The following is a 13,202-nucleotide window of genomic DNA, read 5'->3' on the forward strand; positions in this document are numbered from 1 at the left end:
TATTTAAAATAAAAACCAGTAATGGGGGGGAGGGAGGGAGGAAAACCTCTCCTCTCTCCCATACTACAAACCAAAAGGAGCCAAAAAATGAAAAAAACAACTGCCAAAAAATAGATTTTTTGAAATATGGTTTTATGTGTCGTTAAATGAATACCACCAGTAAAAACAAAACCAACCCTTTAACGTTAGAATAGGAAATAGGAATATTTTTTATCCAATCGAAAAAGAGACATTAACCGACGTTTATCTCACGTCTTAAAGGATAAAAATATTTTAGAACAAAAAAACTACTGCCTCAAAGTTGAAAAGATGACGGCATAAGAATTAAACTAACTGAAAGAACAACCAATAAACTAGCTAAATTTGGCTAAAAAAAGGCACAACAACAAAAAAGAACCTCAAAAAACCGAATCATTTAGACAAATTGAAGATAAAAAATAATACTACGAGAAAATTAAGCGACCATAGAAATAGATAACGGCTTATTTAAAAAAACATCAGGCACAAGGTTTTTTGGATAAATACGGAACCCGAATAAAAATAAGGGACACATCTCCCATTTATAAAACAGTTAAAAAAGTTTTTCCCATAATGTCTTAAAAAGGGATAGCAACATATAGAATTAGCAAAAAAAAATTAGATAATGTCGTAAAAGATAACTCTAATTATTCTACGATTATAAATAAAACAAAAGACCCTCATTATATTGTAATTCCTGCGGATTTGAAGGGCAGTTTATTATTTTATTTCCAATTTTTATTAAAAAGCCTCACGAAAAAAAACTATCCTAAAAGACTAGACACACCAACGAGAAAATACGCGAATTATATTTAGCATTGGAAAACAAAATAAAAAAACAAGACCACAACAATAAAAATACGGATTTCAAAAACGCGAGTAACTAATACAAACACAACAAAAATAAAAGTTTTTAAAATCATAAAAAGAGCCAGCAGGGAGGCAAAAATTAAAATCCATGATGGTATAATAGACTCTCCGGAAATCTCTTTTTTAACTAGTACTATTCAAAATAATTTGTTGATGCTCTCTCTGGTCAAAAATAGAAATTGATTAGTAATAATCACGATTTTATGTGGGAAATTGATAGACTCTTTACTGAAAAAAATTGAAAAACACATTTATAATTATTATTTGAACAAACATATACGCCATTATGCGGGAGCAATGAGGGTATCGGTTTTATTATATTGAGAAACACTAGAAACCACAATAAACTACTAAAAAAACAGCTTTAACTCTATTGAACCTACAATAAAAAAATCCAAGCTATCAAAATAGCAACAAAAATTGTAATATAATAAAAAAGGCTACTCCAATTACGAAAAAATTACTTTAAAAGCTATACATTTTCATAGGATTTATAATATAAACTTATTAAGGCTTTTTGGAGAGGTGTAAAGAGGGGGTATTACCTAAGGCCAGGTCAAAAGTAGCCATAGAGAGGGTCAAAATATGGCTTATAATAATGTATTTTATTATGGCGTGAAGCCCCCCAATTATATTAGAAACTGTAAAAAAAATACGAACTTATAGGGTATAAGTTCGTTAAGTATGTATGAATTTTGGGATAAATTAATTACTTACCTGTCAATAAAAATAATTATTGCGAATTTGTGGGACAATCCTTACATAGATATACAATAGATTACTCGCACAGCAAACCTGATAGTTTCTTTCCAGTCAATCATTGTGAGGCAGGCGAACAAAAGGAGGAGGATAACAAAATTATAACAAATAATACAATGAAAGGTAATTATCAAAAAGGTAGTCAAATTCTTAGTTATTCCTGTTCTTTTCCTAATGTTGAGACTCGTTTTTATGATGGTATTAGCATCCTTGATTTTTACAAGGACACCCAAATTATCCTTGAATTAAAAAATTACTCATTAATTAATTATTATGCAACTTTAATTTTCTTTTTAGAAAATGACAATTATATTAAAAAAACTGTAATTGACTACTTACAAAAGGAAAAGCAAAGTTTTGGAGATAATGCTCCTTTATTAATGCCCTTTTGGAATATGGTCCAACAACAATAACAAAGAAAAAAATTACTACAAGAAATCAAAAGATTAGAACTATACGAAAATGAGGAAAAAAATATAAACATAATTGAATCCGAATTAAACAAACTCAAAACCAATAAAAAGAAATAATAAACGTGATAATTAGTACCTTTCTTATTTTTGGTTTCTAATTAGTTGAAGCCCTGAATTTGTAGGCAAACATATAGAAAAATACTACACTAAAACACAAGCAAAATTAGAAGTTATGAGTAGTTTATTTTACCTGAATTAAATAAAATCGGCAAATTTAAACCCCAAAGATAAAAAATATTATTTATAAAATCAAAAATAAATTAGAAAACCCACAACAACGCGGTATTTTGCCTGTTAAATACACCAATAACGAGTTAATAGAACTACAAAAATAAACATCGCTAAAAAAGAGATAAATTAAATGAACTTGCAAAACCCGAAAAGAGACCACAAACAAGAAAACTTTATAAGTATTCGCCAAAATGGCTTTATTTCTCTTACAATGGGAAAATCGCATCCTTATTTATTGCAAGGTTTTTTGTATCAATGTCGCAACACCAAGGACGAAACAATAGCAATAATAAAAAAAAGATATTTGCAAATATTTGGATAAGAATCAACAAAAAACCACAAAATAGGGAAGATTTAATGTTTGAGGGAACAGAAACAGTACCCCAAAGTACTTTTTATGTATTTTTTTTTCATTATAACTAAGAAAAATCAAAAGTTTTTATAATCCATTGAAAATAGCAAGAGGGGGATTATTGGAAAAAAATGGAATCCCCAAAAATAACCCTTAATATTAGATTTCATGTTATTAAGAAATACAAAAGCAATAAAAAAAGATAAAATAATTACATAGATAAAATGTTTATTTATTTGTTTCATTTTAAAATCAACTTTCTTATGTATTTAAAATATTTAATATAATTTTATTATTGTTATCTAAAATTACATAAATTGATTATATTATACATAATTTTAATAAAAAAATATACAAAGATATTTTATTAATATTTATATTTTATACTTAATTTATTCCCACAAACAAAAAGCAAGCTTTCATTAAAGCTTGCTTTTATGATATCTATAATATATATTATATTAATTTAACAATTAAACAATGTTATTGAGGCAAAAAACTAAATAATAAATTTTTTTAATAAACCAATATAATATATATAATGTATGGAGCGGGCGAGGGGAATCGAACCCCCGTCTCATGCTTGGCAAGCACGTATAATAACCACTATACGACGCCCACATCATCTCAATTTTGGTTTTGGTGCCCTTAACAAGAATTGAACTTGTATTTCAGCATTACCATTGCTACGTTCTGCCATTAAACTATAAGGGCTTAACATATTTTATTATATCAAAAAAAATATCAAAATGTAAATTTTTGACTAAAAAAATGAAAATTTTACCAAAAAACGTAAAAAAAGTAAAAAAAATAAAAAAAGTGTGCAAAAATGTTTGACTCTAAAAAATAAATAAGTTATAATAAATAATAGGTTATGAAACCGAAATAATTTAAAAGAAGGAGTATTATTAATAATGCAAGGTAAAAAACAACAAGGAACATGTAGATGGTTTTCTAAAGACAAAGGCTACGGATTTATCGTTTCAGCTGATGGGAAAGATATTTTCGTACATTACAGTTCTATTCAAACTGAAATCTCTGGAAGAAAAACACTTAATGAAAACGACAAGGTAGAATTCACTGTTCAAGAAGGCAACCGCGGAGCTCAAGCTGTAGATGTTGTTATAGTTAACGAATAATTTCATTAATAATCAAACAAAGGAAGAGATGCAAATCCCTTTTTTTGTTATATATGGATGATTTTGTTGGTTTATATAATTTTGATTTGAGTTTAGTTTTAGATTATTTTATCTTTGATCCTTTTACAAAATTTTAAATTTTAATTGATTATAATTTTTGAGTGGGCAAAAGGAATAAATTAATTAAAAATATGATCCACTCCAAAAACATAAATAAAATAAATCTAAAAAATAATTTGATTTTAAAAAATTTTTTTAAGTTAAAATTAAAAATATGGGGGATGTTTTGGATTTGCCAAAGTCAACGAAATTTATATAGCATATCTTGGTTACGCAAGTAAAAACGTCGAGGTTATAATAACCGGAAATAACAAACAAACTGTAACAAATACAAAAGATTTTGCTGAACAAACTCAAGTTTATCAAATGAATTTTGCAAACAGTTTTTCTTCACAATTAGTTTTTGCTTAAATAAATAAGCAAAACCCGCACTTAAATTAACTTACGATTTAAGGAAGGAAACAAGGTAAGTTTTGCTATTTGAGTTTGTCTTTGCTCTTTTTAGCAAATATCAAAAAGACTAGCAATTTATGGATTTTGTTTATTTTTTCATAAATTGCGAAACCCCAAAATAAACTAAATATGTAGAATATATAAATTAAAGTGATTTTGTACATGGGTTCGACTCCCATCATCTCCACCAAAAAATAAATTATAAATTATTTACTTTTGTTATTACATTTTTCCCAAAAAGAATATTTTTAATCCTTGACCAAATTAAAGCTGTCTTATTAGGAATCTTGTTTTTCGGAAAAATCATAAAAGTGAGTAAGGGTGCGAATTTTTTCAATAATTTTGTATACCTTAATTTCACTATTAACATTTTCAGCTCCATGCAAATGAAATAAATAATTGTGCAATTCATTAGGGGGCAAATTACTACTAATAAAAAGGGGCAACTTTTTTTCAGCTCTATCATACAACAAAGGAAGAAAAATTTCATCACGAAACCAAGGTGTCATATTTTCTGAACCTAAGTCATCCAAAATCAAACACTTAACATTTTTTAATTGTTGCAACCTTGTTTCTAGAGTATTATTATACAAAAAATTTCTAAATTTTCTAGTTATATCAGGCATAAAAAGAAAAATAACAGAAATTTGTTTTTGAATTAATTCATAAGCTAATTTTTTCAAAAAAATAGTTTTTCCAGTATTAAAAGAACCCGACAAATAAAAACCTTTGGTAGATTTTTCAAAATGTTTAATAATTTGTTTCATCTCTTTTAACGCTTGTTGCTTAGAATCATTATCAACTACAAATTGTTTCACTAAATGAGCATCAAAATTAATGCTACTATCAAACAATTCATTTTGTGATTGCCAATGTTCCTTAAAATAAAGAGATTGAGATTTAACGGTAGGTACCCAAACAACTCTTAAAGGGTTGGTTTTGATTTTTTGACGATTCCCATATTCATCTTCTTGATCTTTGGTTAGCAAATAATTATAAATAACTGGCAGATCATCATCAGAAATATCTAAATTTTTGGTTTCTTCGCACTGTGCAATCATTTTACTGATTTTTATTTTGATATCTGAAAATTCCATAAATTAATTTTTCACCTCTTTTGCTTTTGTAAAATTTTATTAAATTGGATTGATTCCTTGTAACAATAAATCACAAAAGAAAAATTATGACTGTTGTTTCTTTTTAAAATCTTCTAACCATTTAGGAGAAATTTGTGGTTTTTTAAAATTAGACCTAAACTTAGTTTGGGATGGATTTTTTTCTTGTTCCATATAAAAATCATATGCTGTTTCAGTATCAAAAATCCCTTTTTGCTCCCAAGATTTTAAGATTTTTTCCAAATAAACTACTGAGGGCACAAAGCCTTTTCGTTCTAAAATATAAGTTAAAAGCACATTGACTAATCCCGGTTCTAAATTATTTCTTTCCATAAATTGAAAAACAGTATCAGCCGCAGTGGCTTGCATATTTTTAGGACAATGATTTATAATAATTCTTTGAGTAGAATCCTTACGTTTGAGCAAAGTAATCATGTCTTGTTCATTATCTTGTGTTTTTTTCGCAAAAACCAAATTTTGATTTTGGGTATGCATCTGATAATATCTTTTAACACCTAGGCTTAATTTAGATATTTCGATTTCACTAGGATTAGGAAAAGTTTTTTGATATATTTCTGAAAGTGTAACTTCATCCAAATTATAAACTAGACTTAATTTTTGAATAAAATCAATTGTTTGATTACAAGTTAAAGATGGTTTTTTGAAACGTTGGGGCATTTTTTGCAAAAATAATTCATAATCAAAAGAGTTATTTAAAAAATGTCTTGGAGAAGGATTTGTTTGGTTGTTGGGACAAGTAAAAGCAGTTGGTAAATCCATTTTTTGCACTTGAAACAAATCATCAAATTTTTTACTAATATCTTGAAAAGCATCCCAATTATTTTTTTTAGTGGGGATTTCTTTACTAAAATGATTATTCAAACTCAAAAAAGTAGCCTCCCCCACTTCGCTTAATAAAAAATTACTAAAAAGAGGATCTTTAAAAAACTCTTGAGATCTGCATGGCAAATTAAGCCAATAAAATCTTTCTTGTGTTTTGGGATTACAAAAAGTTTGGAGCAAATTAAGAGCTTCTAATTTTTCTTGTGCTTCTAAAAAATCATTTTTTGCAACCGCACTCAAATCAAATAAAAATCGATGTTGGTAAAAAATATTAGGTTTTAGAGTTGCTAAAATATGATAAATACCAAACGCATGAGTGCCTATTAGTGGTTGATAAAGCAAACTTAGGCTTTGATGATCTTCAAGCGACAAAAAAACTGAATTTTTGATTTGAAATAAATTTAGATGACTAATCATAAAACCTCTTTTTTAAAAAAATATTGATGTATTTTATAGTTGAAAATAAATCAATTATAATTCTTTATTGGGATTATTATTTTGACAAACAGGACAAATATAAGTGCCTCTGCCACCAACTTTAATTTTAATAATTTTAGTTTGACAGTTTATGCAGGGTTTGTTAACTTTGCCATGCACTTGCAATTTATTTTGAAAATAACCTATAATTCCTGGCTGAGATTCAAAAGTACTTACAGTAGTTCCTCCTAGTTTAATGGCTCTGGCAAGCACTTTTTGGGAAATTGTAACAATTTCTTGCACTTGTTCCAAAGACAGTTCGCAAGCTTTAGTTTCTGGATGCAATTTTACTAAAAACAAGACTTCATTAACATAAATATTACCCAATCCAGAAATTATTTTTTGATTTAATAAAACTTTTTTCAAAGCACTTTTGGTCTTTAATATTTTTTGATACAAAAAAACTGGATTGATTTCAAAAGGATCTAAGGCTAGTTGATTCAAGGTAGTTTGGTTTAAAAAATTGTTCTGATTCTTTACTTCAAATTTACCAAATTTCCTAAAATCATAATATCTTAAAGAACTTTTATCTCCCAAAATAATTGCAAAATGTTCGTATTTATGTTTAGGCTCATCGCAAGGTTTGATAAATAATTTTCCTTCCATTCTCAAATGTCCTATTAAAACTAAATCTTGAGTTAAAAAAAATAATAAAAATTTACCTTTTCTTTGAATATCCAAAATGGTAGTTTTTTCAATTTTTTGAAATTCTTGGGTATTTTTAACAACAGGCTCATAAAATACCTTAGTTGCAACAATTTTTTTTCCTATTAATTGTGTTTTTAAAAAATCTACAATAATTTGGACTTCAGGTAATTCTGGCATGTTTTATGCTCCTTTTTTATCTTTTGTTTGGATATTTAACATTTCTATTTTATAAATAAATTATAAATAATAAATTTTACCCAATTAAATATTAACATTATCTAAAATAAAAAAATAATTCAAATGTTTAGAAATTAAATCTATGTGTTGTTGCAAATAATCATTTAAGGAAAAATAATTAATTTTGTAATTTTCATTGTTTCGTTCTAAATGGCGCAATAATTGCAATATGACAATTTTTTTCATGTCTAAAATATTTTCTTGTAAAAAAACATATAATGTTTCTAAATCTAAATTCGGAACTAATTTGTGATTCTCAAAAAAAACTTTTCTTTTCAATAAAGTTAATACATATTTTTTTTCTTTTATTTGCTGTAATAAATTTTGATAATAATTTATAATTTCATCATCCAAACTTAAATATTGATTGATAAAATCTTGGGCACAATTTGAAGAAATATTTAATTCGGGAATTATTTCTTTTATCCATGCATCCACACAAAAATTCGTTGTTTCAGAAAGATTTTGAGAGTCCTTTTTGATTTCTGATTTGGGTGAATTTACAAAAAATTGTAAAATTTGTTCATAATTTAAAAGATGATTTTTTTTTATTTTAAAATAATTTTTAATTTTTTGAATATTTCCTAAAGTAGCTAAAATTTTTAACGAAAAGCAAAAAAAATTATCATTAATTAAATAATTATAAGATTTTTTATTGTTTGTCGTATTTAAAAAACAACTGTTTTGATATTCAAAAACATCTTTGAATGATTTTAATTGATTGATTTGAGTTTCTTGTGTTGGTTCTTGTTCTTGCCTTTGATTTTTTTTTGGTATTTTTTCTTGTTGTATCTCTATTTTTTCATCTATATTTTTTTCTATTGGGTGTGCTTCTATTATTTGTTTTTGTTGTAATAAATTAGTTTCATATTCTAATTGAGCTAAAATATTTGATAAGGGAAGCTCTATTTCTTGAAACAAAAATAATTGGTTTTGGGCTTTTAAATAATGAAAAACAATATTTTTAATGGCGTGCAATAAAAAAGCTTTAAAAGCTACTTTTTGCTCTAAAATTAAAATGTTTTGAGATAATTGGTTTGCATAATTTGTGTTATTTAAAATATCTATTTTTGCTATAATATGACTAAATTCAAGATTTTTCAAAGGAAATAAAAGATAAGAAGAACAAATTAAATCAAAGATAACTCCGTTTAGTTCTTTATGTTGTTTTTTTAAAAAAAGTTGTGTTGCTTGATTGTGAAAAACAATTTTATAAAAATTAGCATCTTTTAGATAATTGCAAAAGTTATTATTGGCAAAAGCCAAATTGGAATCTATAAAAAAATGTTCATTGTAATTAGAAAAACCAATTCCTTGCAAAAAAGTATTTGAGTCATTTTCTTTTTCTAACTCAAAAAAACAAGCCCAAATTTGGTATGGTTGAATTTGCGCCAAAAAAATATTTAGAGCATTTTGGTTTTTGATAATTTGATAATGAAAGTTGTTTTGAGGTTGGTTGGCGTCTTGTTTTGGAACTTTTTGAACGTTATTATCATTGTTGTTAGTGTTAATGGTGGTGTTTGTTTCTTTTGCAAATCTTGCATATTTGGTAATAGCTAAGCGTCTAAAATCCATTTCTTCATAAAAATTTTTAAGTTTTTGTTCCAAACGTATTTGAATTTCTGTTTGCATACAATCAAAGGGCAAAGGAACTTTAAGGTTAATTGCGGTAAGTATTTTGCTAAGTTCTAAATCAGCTTGGGAATTTTGGATTTTGGTTTTTAAAATAGGTTTAATGTTGTCTAAATTTTGCATTAAATTATCTAGAGTATCGTATTCTTGTAATAACTTTTGAGCAGTTTTAGGTCCTATTCCCAACACTCCTTTAATGTTATCGGAAGGATCACCAATTAAACTTTTATAATCAATCATTTGATATTCTTTAAGACTGTATTCTTCAAGCAAAGTAGAAGGTGTGTAGCATTTAATTTCACGCAATCCTTTTTTAAGCAAACAAACAGTAATTTTTTCATCTACTAATTGCAACAAATCATGATCACTGGAATAAATAGATACTGTCTTGTTTTGATTGCTTGCTTCTTTGGCTAGAGTGCCTATAATATCATCGGCTTCGTATTCATCTTGGGAATGATATTTAACACCAATTAGGTCTAAATATTGTTTAATCAAAGGAATTTGACTAATCAATGCAGAAGGTGTTTCTGGTCTACCTTGTTTATAAGCATCGTATAATTGGTGTCTTTTGGTAGGTTTATGAGTATCAAAAGCTACTAAAATATAACCTTTAGTTTCTTCTAAAATTTTTTCAAACATTCTAATAAAAGACAAAAGAGCATTAGTATAAATCCCTTTTTTATTTTGCAAAAGGGGCTTATATTTGTTTGCGGTTGCGTGATATGCTCGAAATAAAAGCGAATTGCCATCAACTAAAACTAAATGTTTCATTGTTTCTCCTATTTATTTTATCGTTTAGCTAATAGCCAAAATTTGATTATAAGTTAATAATGATTATGCTATTTGTAAGGTACAAAAAAACAATTAATATAATATTAAAAAAAGAAAGTTTGGAAAAACTTTCTTAGAATACAAGGTTTTGTTTGTGTTCTTATTTTATTGCGTCTATAAAAAGATTTTATAATTTTAATTATTTATTATTATTATGCATATCACGAAAAAAAGCCATCGGATCATTTTGTAATTTATCAAGATCTTGATCATCAAAATGTTGCATTTGCTTAACTAATTTTTTTTGTTGTTCTAAAAGGGTAATTAGCTTATTGACATCACTTAATTGATTACCAGAACCTTTGGCAATTCTTTGTCTACGTCTACTGCTCAAAGCAATTAATTGAGGATTTTTCTTTTCTTGTTTAGTCATACTTTGAATTAAAACTTCAAATTTATTAAATCCATCATCACCTAAACTAGCAGAAAGTTGTTTCATCTTGCCACCTAATCCAGGAATAAAACTTAACAATTTACTGAAAGAACCCATTTTTTTTAATGTTTTTAATTGCTTTTGAAAATCATAATAATTATAACTATCATCAAATAATTTTTCCATCATTTGTTTACTTTGATGAGGATCAACTTTATCATTAAATGTTTCAATTAAAGTTAAAATATCTCCCATTCCTAAAAGACGAGATGCCATTCTATCAGGATTAAAGGGCTCTAAACTATCAATTTTCTCTGAAGAAGAAACAAATTTTAAAGGAAGATCTGTCATTGCTCTTACTGATAAAGCAGCTCCTCCTTTAGTATCTGCATCCATTTTGGTCAAAATAACTCCAGTTGCTCCTAATTGATTATGAAACGACTTAGCAGTATTAGCAAATTGTTGTCCTGAAAGACAATCCACAACTAACAAAATTTCTGAAGGGTCAGCTTTGGCTTTAATTTGTTGCAATTCTTGCATCATTGTCTCATCAATATCAAGGCGCCCCGCAGTATCAATAATTACTGCATCATATCCTTCTTGGAAAGCATATTTTAATCCTGCATCTACAATATCTAAAACAGCAGTATCAGGTTTAGAAAAAACATCAATATTAATTTGTTTACCAATAACTTTTAATTGTTCTATTGCTCCTGGACGATAAATATCACAAGCTAAAAGCAAAACTTTTTTACTATTTTTTTTACGCAACCAAAGAGCTAATTTTCCTACAGTAGTCGTTTTCCCGCTTCCTTGCAACCCGATTAACATTAAAGTATCCAAATTGCAATTAGGCTTAAAGATAAGATCCGAACGAGTGGAACCCAAAATTTGAATTAAGGTTTCGTTTACAATTTTAATAATATGTTCTTTAGGATTTAGACCTTTTAAAACTTCTTGTTTCAAAGTTTTTTTTTCAATAATTTCATTAAACTTATCAATAACTTGTAAATTAACATCAGCTTCTACCAAAGAAACTTTAATATCTTGCATAATATTTTGAATGTCTTGTTGTTCTAGGATTTTTTTTCCTCTAATTTTATTAATAACTTTTTGTAAGCCTTCGCCTAATATACTCATATTTTTATCTCCTTTTTGATTTTGTAAAATTTGTTTTTGTGGGGTTTAATTTTTTTTAAGTGGGGGTGATGATTTTTGAATTCTTGATTTTTGATATAATAAAATTTTTTTATGTGTTATTTTTTCTTTATAATTAGCAATTATAAAATATCTTCAGAAGTAAAAAAACCTTCAAATAAATTAAAAAGATAATTTTTAACATCAAAAGTAATTAAATCTTGGGCTTTTTCGCCTACACCAATATATTTAGTGGGCAAATTGTATAAATACTTAATTGCAAAAATAATCCCTCCTTTGGAAGTGCCATCAAGTTTGGTTAAAATAGCTCCTGAAAGTGGGGTTGCTTGATTGAACAAATCAACTTGATTAAGAGCATTTTGTCCTGTAGTAGCATCCAAAACTAAAAAAGTTTGTAAATTTGAGGCAGGCAAATGTTTGCAAATAACACGATTGATTTTAGCTAATTCTTGCATTAAATTAGTTTTGTTTTGTAATCTTCCAGCAGTATCACACAAAATAATATCATAATTTTGACTTTTAGCAAATTCGATTCCTTCAAAAATAACACTTGCAGGATGAGTTGGTAAGGGCTTGCAAAAAACTTCAACACCTACTCTTTTTGCCCAAATTTGGAGTTGTGCTACTGCACCTGCACGAAAAGTATCAGCAGCAATTAACAGTACTTTTTTGCCTTCTTGTTTCAATGCTTCGGCCATTTTTCCAATAGTAGTTGTTTTTCCTACTCCATTAACTCCAGTAAACAAATACATTTGAGGAAAGTTATTTTGAGATGTAAAAGTGTCTTTGGGATTTGTTGAGTTGGGGCTTTGGTTTTGTTTTATTTTTTGTTTTTCTTGTTCTTGTTCTTGCGAACTTTCTAATGTGTCTTTCATATTTTTCATATTTTGATACAAATCAAACATTTTAGAAACAACAACGGAAGGAAGTTTTTGAGGATTTTTAATTTGAAATTGATTAATTTCATCTTTGATAGATTGCATCAAAAAAAGAATGGTTTTAGTACCAAAATCAGCTTGAATTAACAAACTTTCTAATGCTTGTAATAGGGATTGTTCAATATTGTTAGATTGCTTCAAAAGAGTTTGAAAATCTAAAAAACTAGCTTTGGTTTTTTTAAGACCTAGTTGATATTTATCATCATTTTTACTTTTAAAAAATTTACTTTTCAACCATTTAAACATTTATAAACTCTCCTTTTTGGAAGTAATTAAGGTATCAAAATAAAAAACTTATACCCAATTATTATAACTAAAATAATTTCTTTTTGATTGAGTTTTTTAGGGTTTTGGTTTTTGTTATCATAAAATATTTGATGATAAATTAAAAAAACAAAAACAAACAATAAAAAGAATTTTATTATAACCCCAATTAGCGAACTTTATTTCAAATACCAAAATTGACTAATTACAATATTATAAATAATAAATGTTCCAAAAAACAAAAAACAGAAATTAAAAATTAATTCCTGTTTTAAATTTATAAATAATATTAATTATTAATCCTTTTTTCAAAAATTCCATAAAACTT

The 13,202-nt window shown here is 26.8% G+C and carries 9 protein-coding genes, 2 tRNA genes and 1 other RNA gene; 4 read left to right on the forward strand and 8 right to left on the reverse strand.

Features of this window, described 5'->3' with window-relative positions; all coding sequences use genetic code 11:
- Positions 1 to 1,634 precede the first annotated feature (1,634 nt).
- Both N747_RS0101080 and N747_RS0101085 read left to right on the forward strand, forming a co-directional pair.
- On the forward strand, positions 1,635 to 2,060 hold the full coding sequence (locus N747_RS0101080; protein ID WP_240992288.1) for a hypothetical protein: 426 nt from the start codon (positions 1,635 to 1,637) through the stop codon (positions 2,058 to 2,060).
- Positions 2,061 to 2,481: 421 nt separating this feature from the next.
- Positions 2,482 to 2,673, forward strand: a complete 192-nt coding sequence (locus tag N747_RS0101085; RefSeq protein ID WP_024563443.1) for a hypothetical protein — start codon at positions 2,482 to 2,484, stop codon at positions 2,671 to 2,673.
- Between the two features lie 576 nt (positions 2,674 to 3,249).
- On the opposite strand, the gene N747_RS0101090 is transcribed toward N747_RS0101085, so the two are convergent.
- Together N747_RS0101090 and N747_RS0101095 are read right to left on the reverse strand one after the other, a co-directional pair.
- Positions 3,250 to 3,324 (reverse strand) — tRNA-Gly (locus tag N747_RS0101090).
- Between the two features lie 19 nt (positions 3,325 to 3,343).
- A tRNA-Thr gene (locus N747_RS0101095) sits at positions 3,344 to 3,417 on the reverse strand.
- A 200-nt stretch (positions 3,418 to 3,617) separates the two neighbouring features.
- Here N747_RS0101095 and N747_RS0101100 point away from each other — a divergent pair.
- Both N747_RS0101100 and ssrA read left to right on the forward strand, forming a co-directional pair.
- Positions 3,618 to 3,842, forward strand: coding sequence for a cold-shock protein (locus N747_RS0101100; RefSeq protein WP_024563444.1), 225 nt, complete (start codon positions 3,618 to 3,620; stop codon positions 3,840 to 3,842).
- Between the two features lie 277 nt (positions 3,843 to 4,119).
- Positions 4,120 to 4,545: a transfer-messenger RNA gene (gene ssrA, locus N747_RS03775) on the forward strand.
- An 88-nt stretch (positions 4,546 to 4,633) separates the two neighbouring features.
- On the opposite strand, the gene N747_RS0101110 is transcribed toward ssrA, so the two are convergent.
- From N747_RS0101110 to ftsY, 6 genes are all read right to left on the reverse strand, one after another.
- The gene (locus tag N747_RS0101110) at positions 4,634 to 5,452 is read right to left on the reverse strand and encodes an ATP-binding protein (RefSeq protein WP_024563445.1); all 819 of its coding nucleotides are present in this window, start codon (positions 5,450 to 5,452) and stop codon (positions 4,634 to 4,636) included.
- 84 nt (positions 5,453 to 5,536) lie between these two features.
- Entirely contained in the window at positions 5,537 to 6,730 is a 1,194-nt protein-coding gene (locus tag N747_RS0101115; RefSeq protein ID WP_024563446.1) for a DnaD domain protein, read from the reverse strand.
- A 54-nt stretch (positions 6,731 to 6,784) separates the two neighbouring features.
- A complete protein-coding gene (mutM, locus tag N747_RS0101120) occupies positions 6,785 to 7,615 on the reverse strand; it encodes a DNA-formamidopyrimidine glycosylase (RefSeq protein WP_024563447.1) in 831 nt (276 codons plus the stop codon).
- Between the two features lie 84 nt (positions 7,616 to 7,699).
- The gene (locus N747_RS04020) at positions 7,700 to 10,081 is read right to left on the reverse strand and encodes a 5'-3' exonuclease H3TH domain-containing protein (protein WP_024563448.1); all 2,382 of its coding nucleotides are present in this window, start codon (positions 10,079 to 10,081) and stop codon (positions 7,700 to 7,702) included.
- Between the two features lie 199 nt (positions 10,082 to 10,280).
- Positions 10,281 to 11,654 (reverse strand): signal recognition particle protein, encoded by a 1,374-nt coding sequence (gene ffh / locus N747_RS0101130; protein WP_024563449.1) that lies wholly within the window; start codon positions 11,652 to 11,654, stop codon positions 10,281 to 10,283.
- 140 nt (positions 11,655 to 11,794) lie between these two features.
- Positions 11,795 to 12,856 (reverse strand): signal recognition particle-docking protein FtsY, encoded by a 1,062-nt coding sequence (ftsY, locus tag N747_RS0101135; RefSeq protein ID WP_024563450.1) that lies wholly within the window; start codon positions 12,854 to 12,856, stop codon positions 11,795 to 11,797.
- Positions 12,857 to 13,202 lie beyond the last annotated feature (346 nt).

Origin of the sequence: Candidatus Phytoplasma tritici (assembly GCF_000495255.1) — a bacterium.
In the GTDB taxonomy this organism is placed as follows: Bacteria; Bacillota_I; Bacilli_A; order Acholeplasmatales; family Acholeplasmataceae; genus Phytoplasma; species Phytoplasma tritici.